Genomic DNA, 17,849 nt, shown 5'->3' with positions numbered 1-17,849 from the left:
TAGAATAAGTGTACCGTATTTTCATTTTTATAGCTAGATAGGCATTGCCCTGTATCGCCCAATGGAGCTTTTTTTTCTTTTATGCTATAGTGAATGCTCTATGGATTATTATGCAGTGCAGGTAAAAACAGGTAAGGAACCGGAGCTGTTAAAAACAATACGGAAATTAAATGAAGAAAAACATGAAATAGAAGCCTATTTTCCGCGCCGCATACTGTATGTTAAAAAGAAAGGTATACGGCACAAAGTTGATGCCCCGGTATTTCCCGGCTATATTTTTTTAGAAATCGCTGACTTATCGCTTCCGCTTTGCTGGCAGCTCCGTAAGACACCGAATTTTTATCATTTTTTGCCGAATAATCAAAATCCGCTGCCGCTTGCCGATAATGACCTCGCGCTTTTGCGCCATTTTCTTTCGTTCGGAGAAGTTACTGCTCCGTCTAAAGTATTTTTTGACGCGAATGCACGGATATGTGTTGTAGAAGGGGCGCTGAAAGGACTTGAAGGAAAAATTATCAAAGTTGATAGAAGAAAGCAACGGGCTAAGGTACTGCTCGATATGTACACCGACAGCTTTCCCATCGATTTGGCTTTTGATGTGATAGAGCCGGCAGCGGCCGGTTTAGGTGGAGGGGAGAGATGACAGCTCAAAGTAATAAAGTACAGCCGACCGTGTATATTATCGGGGCGGGGCTTGCGGGCACCATGATTGCCCACGAAATAAAACGGAAAGGCGTATTCGGCCGTGTTGCGGCATTCCTTGACGACGATCCGCAGAAAATCGGTACTAAAATTGAAGATATTCCGGTACTTGGTCCGATTCAAGATGTTGCCCGCCTTATCAGAGTGGAGGCGCGGGATGAACTGTTGATTGCCATTCCAAGTATAAAGGCAGAGCGATTACGCGAAATCTATGCAATTGTAAAAGAGGCAGGATTTACCACCATCAAATTACTGCCTGGTATTTCGCAGATTGTAGACGGGAATGCGCACCTCGTACAAGCACGGGAGATAAACCCGCAAGACCTGCTCGGACGCACACCGATAAAAATCAGCTTAAAAAACAGCCTTGCCTATCTGCGCGGAAAGCGGGTACTGATTACCGGCGCAGGCGGCTCCATCGGCAGCGAACTGGCGCGACAGCTCCTTTCGGGCGGCGCCGAGCGGCTTTATCTATTCGGGCATGGAGAAAACTCAATTTACCAGATCGATAAAGAACTCCACCTCTTACAGGAAGAAGGGGTCGGCGACAAGGCAACGATTGTGCCTATCGTGGGTGAGCTGAAAGACCGCGAGTATATGCGGTATATTATCGGGAAGCTCCGCTGCGATGCGGTTTTCCATACGGCGGCTTACAAGCACGTACCGCTGATGGAAGCGAACCCCGTCGCCGTCATCGAAAATAACGTGTTCGGTACCAAGAACCTGCTCGATGCCTGTATCGAAAACGGCGTAAAACGCTTTGTGCTTATCTCGACGGATAAGGCGGTTAATCCCGTATCGATTTACGGGGTTTCGAAGATGCTCAACGAAAAGATGGTGCTTGATGCCGCCGCGCGGGTCAAAGAAAAATACGGCAGCGCTGACTATGCCTATATGTTTGTCCGGTTCGGAAACGTGCTCGGCTCGCGCGGCTCAATTTTTCCGCTCTTTGTCGAACAGGTAAAAAAAGGAGGTCCCGTAACGGTAACCTCCCCCGATATGATGCGCTTTTTTATGACCATACCGGAAGCCTGTTCACTCGTATTGCAGACTGGCGGAGTGGGCATCAACGGGCAGTCATACCTACTGGATATGGGCGAACCGGTCAATATTCTGGAAACCGCCCGTCAGCTGATACGGTACATGGGCTACGAACCGGAAAAAGACATACCGATAGAAATCATCGGGGTACGTCCGGGAGAACGGTTGGAAGAGCCGCTAACTTCTGAAACGGAGTACACCGAGCCGACCGAGTATCCGAAAATTCTCTGCCTCCAAAACCGTGAGGAATATGACCGCGGTACCCTCGGCAAACTGCTTACCGCACTACATCCCGTATGCTGTCCTTCGGGGGATCCGGAGCTCTATCGGAATAAAGAATACCTGACGCGTATCCTCTGCGATGCATGTCAGTCGCTTAGGGATGCGCGGTAAAAGCACTTCTCGCACATTAAATCTAAAAGGTTTTATAGGAGATTACATTATATGAACAACACACATCATCAATCTTGTACCACCGTGCTGGTGGGTAAAAAGGCCTCAGTTGACGGTTCGGTGATGATTGCCCGCAACGAGGACTTTCACGAAGCGATTTCGGTTAAACTGTTTACCGTGATGCCCGCAAGCGAGGTAAAAAACCGTACCTATACATCGAAGAACACCGGCGTTACCGTTGCGCTGCCGGAGAAGGCGCTCCGCTGCACTTCTACGCCTCAGGCATTTCAGCTGCTGAAGGGCGATGAAGGCGAATACGGAGAAGCAGGCATCAACGAAAAGAATATTGCCGTCAGCTCCACCGAAAGCGTATACGGCAATCCGCGCGTGCTTGCGTTCGATCCGCTCGTACCGGACGGTATCGGAGAAGATGCTATCTACAACATCGTAGCACCGTTTATCAATTCCGCGCGGGAAGGGGTTGCCTTTTTAGGTAAGCTCATCGCACAGTACGGTTCGGCGGAAGGCAACGGGATCCTGTTTGCCGATGCGGATGAAGCATGGTATATGGAAATCCCGTGCGGACATTACTGGGTCGCGCAGCGCATCCCCGACAACTGCTATGCCGTCGCACCTAATCAGGTCTGTATCGAAACCATCGATTTTTCAAACGAGCGTGAGTTTATGTGGGCAGACGGCATTCAGGCATTTGTCGATACGCATAAGCTCAATCCCGACCGCGAAGGCTTTAACTTCCGCCATATTTTCGGTACCTCAACCGAGAAAGACCGTGTGTACAACACGCCGCGCGCATGGTTTGCACAAAAATACTTGAACCCCGAAATAGAGCAAAGCCCCGTATCCAACGATATCCCGTTTATACGAAAGGCGAGCAGGCTGATTTCGGTAGAAGATGTGCAGTATATCTTGAGTTCGCATTACAACGAAACCATCTATGATCCGCTCGGCAAGGCGGGAACCGACTACGAAAAAACACGGTTCAGAGGTATCTCTCTTTCCCGCACGGCAGAATCCCATATTCTCCAGCTGCGTTCCCGCGTACCGAAAGGCATGGCCGCTATTCAGTGGCTCGCATTCGGCACTACCGCCTTTACCCCCTATGTACCTTTTTTTACCAATATCAACGACACACCGAAAATCTACAAAAAAAAGACGGCGACCGTCTCGCTCGAAAATGCCTATTGGCTGTTTAAAATCCTCGGGTTCCTCACCGAAAGCCGCTATCCGGCATTCCGCGACGCAAATACAACCTATCTGAACGAGATGCAAACCTACGGGTTCAAACGAGTTCACGAGGTTACCGAAGCAGGCAAAGCCCTGACCGGAGAAAAACTGACCGAATTCCTCACCGCGGAAAACGAAAGGACCGCCGCTTACGTCATTAAAAAGACCAAAGACCTGATCGCGCAGCTGATGCTGGAATCGTTTAACTACTCAAAGCTCAGCTTCAAAATGGATAAAAACCTGTAAAAACTCAGGGCAAACGCATCAGACTGTTTTTTTAACAGCCCTGCAGAATAAACAGGCTATTCGACCAGAGTTTCGCCGTTCCACGGCTCAAATGGTCTCACATCCTATTTATTCTGCAATTTTGTCTATTTCTCTGATGCGTTTGCCCTTTTTCTGAAAAAAATTGTGCAAAATTTTATCTAAAATTTTGCACAAATGGAAGGTAAAAATATGCTTACGATACGGAATGTTTCAAAGACGTATGGACGGTCAAGGGAAAAGGCGGTTGATAATCTCTCTTTTGAGGCGAAAAGCGGGGAGATTTTCGGCTTTTTGGGGCCGAACGGGGCGGGAAAAACGACGACCATCAAAATGCTCACCGGTGTCATTGCGCCCGATTCGGGGGATATTCTCATCGGCGGTACCGATATACTGAAATATCCGCTGGAAGCAAAGCGGAAAATCGGGTATGTAACCGATAATCCCGAAGTGTTTGTGCAGTTTAAGGCGCTTGAATACCTCAACTTTGTCGCGGATGTGTACGGTGTTTCAACCGAAGAGCGGCAGAAACGGATTGCAGAGTATACCGCGCTTTTTGAAATCGATACGGTATTGAACACGCGCATCGCGAGTTTTTCACACGGCATGAAGCAAAAGCTGCTCATTGCGGCAAGCCTTATCCATCAGCCGGAATTGTGGATTTTGGATGAGCCCATCGTCGGGCTTGACCCTCAATCCGCGTTCCGCCTGAAAACCCTAATGCGGAGCTATGCCGATTCGGGAAAGACGGTGTTTTTTTCCACGCATATCATGGAAATTGCCGAAAAGGTATGCGACAAACTTGCGATTATCAACAAGGGGCGGATGCTGTTTTGCGGGTCGCTGTCTGAACTGCAAGCACAGCGCGGCACAAACGATTCACTTGAGCATCTGTTCCTTATGATGACGGAAAGAGGCACTTCACCCGCTGCTTCTTCGTAAAACAGCAGGTACCTGAAAATCCGGAGCGTTTTTTCGGATACCTGCCGAATTTCAAAATGCTATACTGATGGCGCTATTGTGACGGTGTATTTCACAATACTGCCCTTAGAGATGCGCTATTGTAGTTCGCCACGCTCAACGGAGAATTTTCCGTCTTTCTTTTTTGCTTCAACTTTAATATCGCCGATAGGTTTCCACTCGACCGCAAAAGTGATTGTCGGACTAAATTCATAATATTTACGGGTGCCTACATTCTTTAACTGAGGTTTAATTTCACAATTGAATTTTAATGTCCAATCTTTAAGATAATGGGTAAGGCCTATATCCAGCGATTGGAGTTTAAATCCTGATGCTTCCCGTTTTGATGTATCCCAAAAATAAAATGACTCAACCAAATCGGTCAGTACATTGGTATTGCCGGGAATAACAATCGGTAAATTGAGTGCTTTTTGAAAATATCGTGCAATGACATCATTCCTGCTTGATGAACCGAAAGAAAAATCCCAAAATTCATGGATATTAAAAATAATCTTAGGTGCAAACGTAAAATAGCTATCCGTAATGCGGACTAAATTAAACTGTAAGGTTGACGACAATCCAAGCTGTATTTTGATACGGTTTTTCCATGCATAAATAGTAAAGGGATTGGAAGTATTGGAAAACGAAAAGCCCAAAGCAAAGGGAATAAATCGTTTTTCCGTACCGTCCAGAACCCATGTCTTTAACGACGGGTCAAGTTTTTGCGGTATTTCGCGACTTTGGGTATAAAAGGCTGAAATATATTTCCACCCAAAAGTGATATGCAGCCGCTCATTGCTCTTCTCTTGGATATTATAGATATAGGTTTGGGCAGTCCGTATATCATAGGGAAGCGTCCATGTTACATCTGCCTTAAATGGTTCCCACGCCCATTTATCTGCCACATTCTCTTTTTCGAACAACTTTGTCGAGGCTGTCAATGTTCCATACGGAAATGATACGTTGAGTGAAGTACTATAGGCTTGCAAAAGCGGCGGCAGATTCATAGAAAAAGTAATTTTTTGCGTATACTTTTCCGCAAGTATAACACCGAATACCGCAGATCCCGTATGGGCAGTGATAAAATCTTTATTCCACTTTACCCCCTGTGTTTCCCATTTAGGATTACTATACGAACCGGTAAACGTATTTTTTGCTAAAATTTCCGTGATACTCCAGCTAAAGGATATAGGTTTAAATAGATCGTTATACACAAAAGGATTGACCGTTACTGAGTTTTCGTTTTTCAGCATATACACATTCACTTTAAAGTTGTTGAGCTCTAAAATCGGCTTTTTACTTACATCCCGTGTCCAGGGGTGCCGCTGATAATTTCCTGAAATAATAAGGTTACTCGAGAGAGTAATAAGATTTTGCGAATAGGATAGCGTACCTTTTAAACCGGCACTCCCCTTCAGCTGATAATAGCGCGATTCATAATCCTGCCAACGTATATCTTCGGGTTTATTCCACTGTGAAGAAGCAAAGGTTGTCTCTTGTAATGCGGAAAAATCTCCCGAATATGTGAGCGAATATATAATACTATGATCGAATTCTTTGCCGTATACCGGCTTAAACACCGGAACAAAGGCATCAAAGTATTCCTTTTTATCGGTGTTTTCGGTTTTTCCTGTATCCGATGATGTTTTATCCTTCGTTATAAACGGATGGTCGATACCTTCAACATCGGGGATCTTTTTTGCCGGTTTTTCATTAAACAGTGTATTTGATAATAGTGTTCCTGCAATTGAGATTTTCCCCTCCGGCTTAAAAAGCGACGGATAAAAGAAAACCCGCTGAGGTGCATAGGCTTCTTCACCGGTTGCCGGCGGGTTTGTTTCTTTTGAAGAAAAGTTAACGGTCAGTGATGCGGTATCCAGATTAAATGAAGAAATCCATGGGCTGATTTTCTTAAATGACGGACGGATAGAACCGTTAAGCTTCCACGAATAGGAACTTTCCATTCCTATATCAGCGCCTTTTGCCAACTTATCTTTGTTCAAAAGATAATTAAACCAATTCATGTCCTCCGATCGATCAAAAAAGTCTTTCTTAAAATAAGGGTCGGATACAAAGGGGACATTTATCGAAAGTTGAAACGGCGCCTGCGAAATACCGAAATTGATATGCGCCCTGTATCGAAACGGAAGCGGCATTCCTAAAAAAAAGCTTTTATTGTAGTACCGTTTTCCATTCGTATAATAGGTAGTATGTGTAATACCGTCAATACCGATTCTATTCAGCGGAAAGAGTGTCCGAGACATTCCGAAAAAAAGTGAAAAATCAAGTTGGCTAATCGGCGTATTTTTAGGGATGATCTTTCCGTCTATGCCGACTAAACCACCCAGCTGTGAATAGGTGTCGGCAATGAGTTTGATATAGGCAGGGCTTATATCAGTCGCATCTTCATCAAGGTTCTTAAAAAACAAACCGATTCGTTCTTGCTTTTTAAGCCTATCACTTTTCATGAAATTGGAGAAAGAACCGGATTTTTTTGAATCGGTATCAAGCGGTTTACGACCGAGAAGATATGTCGTTGTTTGAAGAAAATAGCCCTCACGACTGCGGAAGCCGAACACCGGATGAACCACCATTTCATCGGCAGGATGATAAAAAAACGGCAGATATAATATCGGTACAATTCCAATGGAGAAATAACCGTTTGCAAACGCAAGCTCGTTACCCGGCAACAGCCAAATCCGGCTTGCACGGATAGACCACAACGGTTCTTCGTCCGGATCGGGGTTGGTACTTAGTGCGGCATCTTTAAATCCTGTTGTACCACTTGAATCGCGGCCGACCGTTGCCGATTGAATCGTAAAAGGATTTTGCCCCTGTTTCCGCGGAGCCTGTTTAATCGTACCGTCGAGGAATATACCTTCCATCTCATCGATATTGAAGAGCAGCAATTCACCGGTGAACTCTTCCGCCCCTTCGGAACCGCCCGTCTTCCTGCTGTACCGGACATTTCCTTCAGCCTCGATCGTATTTTCCGAACGGTTGTACACCAACTTATCGGACTCAATTGTAGAAACGGATGAGCCTTCTTTTACCGAAACCGAAACGCCGCCGGTAAAGACAATAATGTCATCTTTTTTCCCTTCAATAGCTTTTTGAGCCTCTTCGGTTGTTACCGGAACCTGAGCGTCGGATGTATTTTCCGTGCCGCCGTTTTGTTCTGCCGGAGATTCCGTGCTTTCCGTAACAGGAAGTGTGTCGGCAGCGGACTGCTGACCGGCATCAGCCTTTATTGCCGCAGAAGGCTCCCCTGCCGTTTCACTTTTATCCGGATTGGTGCGATACTGCGCCTTATTCTCTTTTTTAAACACCTCCATTATGCGCACGGAATTGATGGTAATAACCTTCGGTTCTTTCGCGGTCTGCGCATAGGGAGAAGCGAGAATGAATAAAAAAAGGCAAAAAAAGGAAACAAGCAGCTTTTTCATTATACGGCTGTCTATAAAAACCTATGAGCTTTTTTGCCGCTGCCGGTCGAGCATTTCTTTGATGTAAAATCCCGTGTAGGAATTTTTCACTTCGGCAACTTCTTCCGGCGTTCCTTCCGCAATAATAGTACCGCCACGGGAACCTCCTTCCGGACCAAGGTCGATGATATGATCGGCTTGCAGGATAACATCGAGGTTGTGCTCGATCATTAGGGCGGTATTACCCTGATCCACCAGCCGCTGAATAACTTCCATCAACTGTTTAACATCCGCAAAATGCAGCCCCGTTGTCGGCTCGTCCAAAATATAGAGCGTTTTCCCCGTCGAACGCTTGGAAAGCTCGTGCGCCAGTTTAACCCGCTGCGCTTCGCCGCCCGACAAGGTAAGCGCCGACTGCCCGAGGCGGATATAGCCAAGCCCTACCGAAAGGAGGGTCTGCATTTTGCGGGCGATCTGCGGCACGGAAGCGAAGAACTCGGCGGCTTCTTCGATGGTCATGTCGAGCACGTCGGAGATGTTCTTCCCCTTGTACCGGACATCGAGCGTTTCTTTGTTAAACCGCTTCCCGCGGCACACATCGCAGGTGATATACACGTCGGGTAAAAAGTTCATTTCGATTGCTATCGCGCCGTCACCCTGACAGTGCTCGCAGCGGCCGCCCCGCACATTAAACGAAAAGCGCCCCGGCTTATAGCCCCGCGCTTTCGCTTCCGGCAAGTTTGCAAACGAGTCGCGAATCGCAGTAAACACTTCTACATAGGTCGCAGGATTCGAGCGGGGCGTTCTGCCGATCGGGCTTTGGTCGATATTGATAACCTTATCGATATGCTCAAGCCCTTTTATCTTTTTGTATGCGCCCTCCGGCAAGCCGCTGCGCATCAGCGCATTGGATACGGCGGGATACAACACATCCGAAAGGAGCGTGGACTTCCCCGAACCGGAAACGCCGGTGATGCAGGTAAAGGCTCCGAGCGGGATGGAAACCGAAACATTCTTTAAATTATGCTCGGTTACTCCCTGCAAAGTTAAAAAGGAGCCGTTCCCTTTCCGCCGTTCCGCGGGAAGTTCCATGCAGAGCGTTCCCGCAAGGTACTGACCGGTAAGGCTTTCCTTTACCTGCATCACCTCGTCGGGAGTACCCGCCGCTACGACAGCACCACCGTGCACCCCTGCACCCGGGCCTAAGTCTACGATGTAGTCGGCGACACGGAGAGTTTGCTCGTCGTGTTCTACCACGATGAGCGTATTGCCGAGGTTGCGCAGGTACAGCAGCGTATCGATCAGCCGCTGATTATCCCGCTGGTGCAATCCGATGGACGGTTCGTCAAGGATGTACAGCACTCCGATTAAGCTGGAGCCGATTTGGGTCGCAAGCCGTATCCGCTGCGATTCCCCGCCGGACAGCGTCGCCGCCTTCCGTTCAAGGGTAATATAGTCAAGCCCCACGTTTTTCATAAATTGGAGGCGGGAGGTTATCTCTTTTAAAATCTGGTGTGCAATAGTCTTTTCCGTAGCGGTCAGCTTGAGCTTTTCAAAAAACGTAATTGAATCGCCGACGGAAAGGCTGCTTAACTCGTAAATATTTTTACCGCCGACGGTAACGGCTAAGGCTTCGGGCTTTAAACGCTTACCGCCGCAGTGTTCGCACGTCGTAACCGCCATATATTTTTCGTACGATTCCCGCTGCGCTGCCGAATACGCTTCGTTATAGCGGCGCTGCATATCGGCATAGATACCGAGCCACGGACGGCGGTACTTTGACTTACCCGACCCGTCCTGCCGTTCGTACACAAATTCAATCGGTTCAAGGCCGGAGCCGTCCATGATAATCTTTAAATCTTTTTTTGATAAATCTTTTACCGGCGTGTCGAGTGAAAAACCGAAGCGGCGGGCAAGCGACTCAAAACGGGCGCGGTTCCACGCAGAATCGGGATTATAGGGCAAGAACGCCCCCTCGTTAAAGGACAGCGAGGTGTCGGGAACCATCAGCTTAAAGTCGAAACGCTGCTTATGCCCCAGACCGGTACATTCGGGGCAGGCGCCGTAAGGGTTGTTAAACGAAAAAAGGCGTGGCTGCAAATCCGGCATCGAAATACCGCAGTCGGGACAGGCATTCTTTTGCGAAAAGAATACTTCCGTTATCGGGTCATCCGCTGTCTTTTGCCGCAACGCTATCAACGTTCCGCCGGAACTTTCCAACGCAGTCTCTACCGACTCCGAAAGCCGTTTGCGGGCATCGGCGGACAGCTGAATACGGTCGACGACAATCTCTATGGTGTGTTTCTTTTGTTTATCGAGCTTAATACCGTCTTCCAAATTAACCGTTAGTCCATCGATGCGCGCACGGAGAAAACCCGCCTTTTGGGCGTCTTCGATAATCTTCTGGTGTTCGCCCTTCTTGCCCTTGATAATCGGCGCGAGGATTTGAACACGGGTACGGTCTTCCCAGCTCATAATCGCATCGATAATTTGATCGACCGTTTGCTCCTGAATTTCTTTCCCGCACTGCGGACAATGCGGATGCCCCGTTCGGGCATACAGGAGACGGTAGTAGTCGTAAATTTCCGTTACCGTGCCGACCGTCGAGCGCGGATTACGGTGCGTGGTCTTTTGTTCTATGGAAATAGCCGGAGACAAGCCTTCGATATAATCGACATCGGGCTTATCCATACGGTCTAAGAACTGCCGCGCATACGCCGAAAGGGATTCCACATACCGCCGCTGCCCCTCGGCAAAGATGGTATCAAAAGCAAGGGAGCTCTTCCCCGAACCGGAAAGCCCCGACACCACAATGAGCTTGTCGCGGGGCAGCTCCACATCGATATTTTTGAGATTGTGCTCGCGCGCACCTTTAACAATGAGTTTATTCACGTGCGCACGATTCTGTACTTCATTTTCTTGCATGATAAAGATTAAATTAACGCTTATTTCGCCTTGCCTTGATTCGCAACGGCGTTGATCTTGGCATTGATTTTTTCCTGATCTCCCAAATAGGCCTTACTCACCACATTAAAATTAGTATCAAATTCATAGACAAGCGGAACGCCCGTCGGCAAATTCACCTGAATAATCTCTTCATCGCTGAGATGCTCGAAGTATTTAATAAGCGCACGGAGCGAATTACCGTGGGCGGCAATCAGTACGCGCTTACCTGCCAGCATATCTCTTTTAATTACCGATTCGAAATACGGAACAGCCCGTGCAATGGTATCTTTCAAGCTTTCGGTACGGGGCAGTTCCGCCTTGTCGATGCCGCGGTATGCAGTTTGGAGATACGGACAGCGTGTATCGTTTTCGGCAAGGACGGGCGGCGCAATATCGAAGGAACGGCGCCAAATCTTTACCTGCGCTTCTCCGTATTTTTCAGCCGTTTCAGCTTTGTTCAATCCTTGCAGATCGCCGTAATGTCGTTCGTTCAGCTTCCATGTTTTAACGACGGGAAGCCAGTTGCGGTCAAGCTCATCCAATACGAATTGCAGCGTATGAATCGCCCGTTTTAAGTATGAGGTATAGCAGATATCAAAGTCAAAACCGGCTGCGGCAAGAGCCTTTCCGCCTTCCTTTGCTTCCTCTACGCCCTTTTCCGACAGTTCCACATCAGTCCAACCGGTAAACAGGTTCAACTTGTTCCATTCACTTTCGCCATGCCGTATAAGCACTAATTTCATTTCTTACCCCCTATGATATGAAAAAACGGTAATTCATCTCCGAAAATATCGGATATTCTTTTTCTCTTTTAATCAGCCGATCGGTACCGATCGAGCCGGAACCGAGTGAATCATACACATCGGTAAAGGCAGCAAGATGCTCCTCGCATTCTGCAGCGGCGTATTCGGCAGAGGTTTGGGCATCCGCCATCAACGGCCAATCAGTCGATTGGGCAAGCAACAACTCTTTCGCTGCCATATTCAGCATCCGCTCTTTAATACCTTGGTCACTGGGAAAACGTCCGGCAAGGTCGATCATCCGTTCGGTAGCCTTTTGAATACGGGGAAACATCCAATCGTTTGAGCTGTTGATCAGTTCATCCGCATATCCGCTCGGCAGGTTGGAAGCATAAAAAGGATTAATACTCTGTATCCGCCGCACTTTTTTCAGGTATTCGGCGGGTAAAGCGCATTGCATATCATGCCGCTGTGCGAGTTTGCGGAATACAGCTTCCAGCCACCACATTCCCTCCGTCCATGTTTTGCCGAGAAACCTTAGCGGAAGCACGGAAACTGAACACAGCGGATCGGGATCGATATCAAGCAATTCTGCAGCCTCCGTTAATACCGCATCACGGTTTGCAAGAAACCGCTCGGCATCTTTTTCCGCTTGCAGTGCGCCTGCCGCTGCGTCATAGTCGCCGCCGCCTCGCCGGTGATAACAAAATCCTGTTGTACGCCGTCCTTTTTTCACATCGAACAGGGGCGAAAGCGCTTGTTCATCCAGTTCAAACCCGGCATCTTTATCGGTATCGAGGTAATCGGGGTGCAGATAAAAACCGGTTTCGGAATGTGCAATATCGGTGTATGCGGTACTGTCTTTTCCTAAAAACGAAAGCCCGCTTTCTCCCATCGCGGCGGAAAAGACACCATTCACCGGCGGCCGATCGGCAAATAAGAAACTTTGGCTTTCCAATACGGTATAATCGATACCGTACGACTTGATCATACTGTCCAGCCCCGTATCATACCCCATCGATGGGAGCCAAAACCCTGCGGGAACCGTTGCAAAATCCTCCCGAAAACTGCTGAGTCCTTGTTCAATCTGAACGGTAAGCGCTTCGGGCATAGCCTGATAAAACGGGAAAAAACATGGCGTCGCCGATGTTGCAAGCAGTTCAATACAGCCTTTAGCAGCAAAGGAATTTATTCCGCTCAAAATATTTTTTTTATAACGGACATAAAAATCTTCTCGGTTCATCTGTAAAAACTCAAGGGACAGCCGTACAAGAGCTTCCCGAGGTGAGCCTGCTGCCCGCTTTAATTCCTGCTGTGCAAATACGATATGCTGATCCAAGTACACGCCGTACCGTTCTTGACACAAAGGAGATTTCAGCATTTCGCACAAAAGCGGAGAAATGACCAGCGCACACTTAAACGGAACAGCATCGGCATCCAAACGGCTGCATATCCGTAAAAACGGTAAAAAACCGTACGATAGCATTTCATATAACTGTGTCGCTTCAAGCGGCTCATTCTCTTCCGAATGACGGATATACGGTACGTGAGCATGAAAAATAAAAAGTAAGGTCTTTTTAATCATCGGGTACCTCGAATATACTGTTCTTCGAACACGGGGATGGCGAAACAGCAACCGACTTTCAAGACATCCCCAAGCTTTTTTATCTAAAGGCTTGCCGGTAATGCCTAAAGTGGGACTTCTTTAAAGCAGCCAATCCCGATAGACTGATTATCTTATTCACCGCATTTTGTGAAATGCAAAGCCGTTGTGGAATATTCTTCCGCTGCATGCCGACGATATTCGATTGTGCCAATATCTGCTCACGGCCGTTCGTAAAATGAGCCATTAAATCGATACGATGCAGGTATTCGTCAAAAGAGACATGCACATAGTGCCTACGGTCTTCCTTGAGTACCTGTATATCAAAAAAGTCTAATGACTTTGAAGTATTCTCAGGATCGAGGGAATGTACACGCAGTGAAAAAAAAGAAAAATCTTTCGCTTCCGTTAATTCGGTAAAAAGGCGTTTATGAAAATCCCAAAAGACAAAAAACCACAGCGGATTTTTTAAGATAACCCGTATTTCGGTCATATTATAGCTATAGGTTGCCTCATGAGGCTTTACAGACGCCGCAATGGAATCACCACTGTATTCATCATTCGCAGTACCGTCATCAAGATCGAGCAATTCGCCGATCAAAAGATGCCTCGTCAAATCCGACGACAAAAACAGCCCATATTGGTCTGCCAATGCAAAAAGAGCATCCGTCGACAGTGTTTGCAAATAAGATCTGGTAAATTTCACCGCATTACCCATTGAGGCATCATCTAAAATATTCATCGTTATGTCAAGACTCAAGCCTTTTGAAAATATACGGCGCATCTACTTCGTTGCTGTGCACAAATTAATCCTCAACGTATCAAAGATACGCCTGCGGTTAATTTGTGCTCACGCCTTGTATCTACGTCGTCTCTTTTCAAAAGCGTTGCTATATGGTAGGGCAACCAACTTTTCTGCGAAGTCCGATATATCCTTTTAATGCATTTGCCTTACATTAAAAATAGCCTTTCCGTAAGCCTTTTGAAATAGACGGCGTAGATGCTAGGAGCCTAGCCGAAATAAAGCGGAGACGTATCGGGTATACGTTGAGCATTTATTTCGGCGTAGCGACAACGCAGATATGCCGTATATTTCAAAAGGAGGTTGCGTCTTTTAGGTATATACTATAGTATAGAACACCTCTGAATTCACAATCGCCCTTTCGGCGGTGCACCTATGCGTATCAAAGATGAGCAAAAAGATGGATATAATCGATTTTATTTACAACATTGTTAAAGGCCTTAACTTACCTACCACAATACTGATATCCTTTGCGTTGATATTGATAAGCGGCTTTTTAGTCACTCGATTCACAAAAAGGATTCAGCTGCCGAAGGTAAGCGGCTATATTCTAGCAGGTATTTTAATAGGCCCAAGCGGATTGCATTTAATCCATCGGCATTTTATCGTCAACTTGGACGTTATTTCGATTATCGCACTCAGTTTTATCGCTTTTGATATGGGAAGATACTTTAAGCGGAGCGACGGCAGAAAGGAATTCCGGAATGTCGTCTTTATCACGCTTTGCGAATCTCTGTTAGCAGGATGCTTAGTGACCGTTGTTATGCTCTTCGTATTTAAAATGAGGCTGTCTTTCTCACTCTTACTCGGTGCGATTGCGACCGCAACAGCCCCCGCCAGCACTATTATGACGATAAAGGAATACAACGGTAAAGGCCCCTTTGTCGATCTGCTGTTGCGTATCACCGCCTTTGACGATGTTGTCTGCCTTTTTGTGTTCAGTATCATGGTTGCCGTCGTCAATGCACAGGAAAGCGATGTGTTTAATATTATGAGTATTGTGATGCCGATTACGCTTAATGCCGCAATGCTAATGTTGGGATTCATGACCGCTCTGTGTATGGAGTTTCTCATTACAGAAAAACGGAGCTTTGACAATCGCCTGATTTTAGCCGTCGCATTTCTTTTTTTAATTTCCGGTATCTGTTCATACTTCGAGGTAAGCCCGCTGCTTGCCTGTATGGTATGCGGCGCCGTATATTACAACCGGACAAACGATAAAACCCTATTCGACCAAATGAATAATTTTTCTCCTCCGGTGATGAGCAGTTTTTTTATCATCTCCGGTATGAATATGGATCTGACCATTATCGTAACGGCGGGGATTATCGGAGTCGCGTATTTTTGTATCAGGATAATCGGAAAATATATCGGCGCATACACATCATGCAAAATACTGTCTATCGATAAGAAGATAACGGACAATATGGGTTTTGCTCTGATGCCGCAAGCGGGTGTTGCAATAGGTCTCGCGTTTATGGGGAAAGCGATGCTGCCTGAAAAGGACGGTCTCATCTTATTTAACATCATTCTGGCTTCTTCGGTATTATATGAATTGATGGGACCGGTAACTGCAAAAATAGCACTGATACGCTCAGGAGCAATTAAACCTCAGAATATCAAGAATCATTGAAATGATTTCCACTTTACGATATATTACCGGATAGTATCATGAAAATCGTTATTATGTATGAAAATGCGGAAAAGAAAACCGCCGAAGCAGCCGCACACATTATTGAATCTCATCAATGCGATGTCAAACACTGTCAAGCCGAAAGGTTATGGAAAGACAATACATGCTCTCCCGCAGCTCTGCTGCAGGATGCCTCGCATATTTTATTTATTTTCGGTAAGAATACACCTAGGTTAGATCCTGCATTTATTTTCATTTTAGGTCTTGGTATTGGAAAGCATCTTCCTATCTTAACGCTGGGACAGAGAAAGTCATTACCTTTACCGGAAAACTGTAAACAATTTATCATCCCGTTGGCACTTGATATATTTGAAGATTTTTTTGTTAAAGAGCAGCAGAATTTTCTAACAGTAGAACGAAAGCGGCTTGCCCGCGAACAGCTGCTGGATATCGGCTGTCCTTGTTTTGAATCAAACTTTACGACAGCAGTAGAAGAAGGCAAATACGAAATTGTCAAGCTGTTTTTGGAGGCCGGATTCAGTGCTTCACAGCGGGACACGCGCGGTACTCCGGTACTTTCGCTTGCCGTCAGAAATACACACTATGAGATTACCACACTCCTGCTCACCTATGGAGCAGAGATAAATCTCCGTGCCGAAGACCGTTCCTATTCGGCATTGATGGAAGCCGCTCAAATCGGCGATTTAAAGACTGCAGAATTACTGCTCTCAAAAAATGCCGATACAAACATTCAGAGCAAGGATGGACAAACGGCATTAATACTTGCCGTCGGCAGGCAGGATGTCCCAATGGTACAGACCCTCATCAAGCACAAGGCAGATTGGAATATTTCCGATCATTTAGGTATGTCCGCGTTGGGATATGCAAAGCTGTTTCACAATAAAGAGATTTTAGAAGCTATGCAGCAGCCTTAGCTACGTCTAATCCGGCACTATCAATATCAATGTCCTTCAAAAAAATCAGCCGTTCTATTCGGCTAAAAGTGTGTGATAAGGTGAATTATTATGAAAGAAAAACTTGAAAGCTTATCAGTTCGCTGGAAAGAACTGGAAGAAGAAATACAAGACCCTGCGTTGATCAAAAACCAAAGCCGTTACAAAGAAGTGATGCGGGAACATGCCTATCTTTCAAAGCTAATGGAAGAATATGCACAGTATCTCCATCTGGAGAAAGACATTACACAAACCCGCGCAATGATGCAGGAAGAAACCGACCATGACTTGAAAGAGATGGCGCGGGAGGAGCTGCATAACCTTGAAGCTCAACTGGAGCAAAGCGAGAACAACCTTAAAGTGTTGCTGATTCCGCCCGACCCGCTCGAAGAAAAAAATATCATTATGGAAATACGCGGCGGTACCGGCGGAGAAGAAGCGGCACTCTTTGCAGCGGATCTGTTAAAAATGTACACGCACTATGCGGAATTGAAAAACTGGAAATACGAAATTCTTTCCTCAAATGAAACCGAGCTGGGCGGGTTTAAAGAAGTAACGCTGTCCATTTCAGGCAAATATGTGTACGGAAGTCTCCGCTATGAATCGGGTGTGCACCGCGTACAGCGCGTACCGGAAACGGAGGGCTCGGGGCGTATCCACACGAGTGCGGTAACCGTTGCGGTTTTACCCGAAGCGGAAGAAACGGAAATCGTTATCAAGCAGGAAGATTTGCGCATCGACGTTATGCGCGCAGGCGGTCCCGGCGGTCAGTGCGTCAACACAACCGACTCCGCCGTGCGGATTACCCATATCCCGACCGGTCTTGTCGTTATCTGTCAGGACGAAAAAAGCCAGATTAAAAATAAGGCAAAGGCAATGCGCGTCTTGCGGAGCCGTCTCTATGATATGGAAGAAGCGAAGAAGCAATCGGAGCGGGCGGAAGACCGGAAAAATCAAGTCGGTTCGGGAGACCGTTCGGAACGCATCCGTACCTACAACTATCCGCAAAACCGTGTAACCGACCACCGGATTAATCTAACTCTCTACAAGCTCGATGCGATTATGCAAGGAGACCTCAACGAAATCGTCGAAGCGCTCTGCATCGCCGCCCGCGAACAAATGATGAAAGCCCAAGCATAATC

12 protein-coding genes are annotated in these 17,849 nt (G+C 46.8%); 7 read left to right on the top strand and 5 right to left on the bottom strand.

Annotation, left to right across the window (positions count from 1 at the left end; all coding sequences use genetic code 11):
- Positions 1–100 precede the first annotated feature (100 nt).
- The 4 genes from loaP to QI63_RS10850 all read left to right on the top strand — a co-directional run bounded on the left by loaP (position 101) and on the right by QI63_RS10850 (position 4,587).
- Positions 101–643 carry an antiterminator LoaP gene (loaP, locus tag QI63_RS10865; RefSeq protein WP_044016333.1) on the top strand — a complete coding sequence of 181 codons (543 nt, stop codon included), beginning with the start codon at positions 101–103 and terminating at the stop codon, positions 641–643.
- Positions 640–2,136: a polysaccharide biosynthesis protein gene (locus QI63_RS10860; protein ID WP_044016331.1), complete on the top strand. Its 1,497-nt coding sequence runs from the start codon at positions 640–642 to the stop codon at positions 2,134–2,136. Before loaP ends, QI63_RS10860 begins: the two co-directional genes overlap by 4 nt.
- Positions 2,137–2,187: 51 nt before the next feature.
- Positions 2,188–3,627: a C69 family dipeptidase gene (locus tag QI63_RS10855; protein ID WP_044016329.1), complete on the top strand. Its 1,440-nt coding sequence runs from the start codon at positions 2,188–2,190 to the stop codon at positions 3,625–3,627.
- A gap of 210 nt (positions 3,628–3,837) precedes the next feature.
- On the top strand, positions 3,838–4,587 hold the full coding sequence (locus QI63_RS10850) for an ABC transporter ATP-binding protein (RefSeq protein ID WP_044016327.1): 750 nt from the start codon (positions 3,838–3,840) through the stop codon (positions 4,585–4,587).
- A 116-nt stretch (positions 4,588–4,703) separates the two neighbouring features.
- On the opposite strand, the gene QI63_RS10845 is transcribed toward QI63_RS10850, so the two are convergent.
- The 5 genes from QI63_RS10845 to QI63_RS10825 form a co-directional block, all read right to left on the bottom strand.
- Positions 4,704–8,051, bottom strand: a complete 3,348-nt coding sequence (locus tag QI63_RS10845; protein ID WP_044016324.1) for an LPS-assembly protein LptD — start codon at positions 8,049–8,051, stop codon at positions 4,704–4,706.
- 21 nt (positions 8,052–8,072) lie between these two features.
- Positions 8,073–10,955, bottom strand: a complete 2,883-nt coding sequence (uvrA, locus tag QI63_RS10840) for an excinuclease ABC subunit UvrA (protein ID WP_044016322.1) — start codon at positions 10,953–10,955, stop codon at positions 8,073–8,075.
- A gap of 20 nt (positions 10,956–10,975) precedes the next feature.
- On the bottom strand, positions 10,976–11,719 hold the full coding sequence (gene gpmA, locus QI63_RS10835) for a 2,3-diphosphoglycerate-dependent phosphoglycerate mutase (RefSeq protein WP_044016319.1): 744 nt from the start codon (positions 11,717–11,719) through the stop codon (positions 10,976–10,978).
- A 10-nt stretch (positions 11,720–11,729) separates the two neighbouring features.
- Complete coding sequence (locus QI63_RS10830; RefSeq protein WP_044016317.1) at positions 11,730–13,301, bottom strand: 1,4-alpha-glucan branching protein domain-containing protein; 1,572 nt, start codon at positions 13,299–13,301, stop codon at positions 11,730–11,732.
- Positions 13,302–13,380: 79 nt separating this feature from the next.
- Positions 13,381–14,103, bottom strand: coding sequence for a DUF4912 domain-containing protein (locus QI63_RS10825; RefSeq protein ID WP_235619699.1), 723 nt, complete (start codon positions 14,101–14,103; stop codon positions 13,381–13,383).
- Positions 14,104–14,521: 418 nt separating this feature from the next.
- Here QI63_RS10825 and QI63_RS10820 point away from each other — a divergent pair, with 418 nt between their 5' ends.
- The 3 genes from QI63_RS10820 (at position 14,522) to prfA (ending at position 17,847) form a co-directional block, all read left to right on the top strand.
- Positions 14,522–15,754, top strand: coding sequence for a cation:proton antiporter (locus QI63_RS10820; protein ID WP_044016314.1), 1,233 nt, complete (start codon positions 14,522–14,524; stop codon positions 15,752–15,754).
- Positions 15,755–15,792: 38 nt separating this feature from the next.
- Entirely contained in the window at positions 15,793–16,689 is an 897-nt protein-coding gene (locus QI63_RS10815; RefSeq protein ID WP_044016313.1) for an ankyrin repeat domain-containing protein, read from the top strand.
- Positions 16,690–16,779: 90 nt separating this feature from the next.
- A complete protein-coding gene (gene prfA, locus QI63_RS10810) occupies positions 16,780–17,847 on the top strand; it encodes a peptide chain release factor 1 (RefSeq protein ID WP_044016311.1) in 1,068 nt (355 codons plus the stop codon).
- Positions 17,848–17,849: the final 2 nt, after the last annotated feature.

The organism is Treponema sp. OMZ 838 (genome assembly GCF_000775995.1).
In the GTDB taxonomy this organism is placed as follows: Bacteria; Spirochaetota; Spirochaetia; order Treponematales; family Treponemataceae; genus Treponema.
The sequence above is the reverse complement of the archived record's forward strand: the minus strand, read 5'-3'. Positions and strand labels throughout refer to the sequence as shown.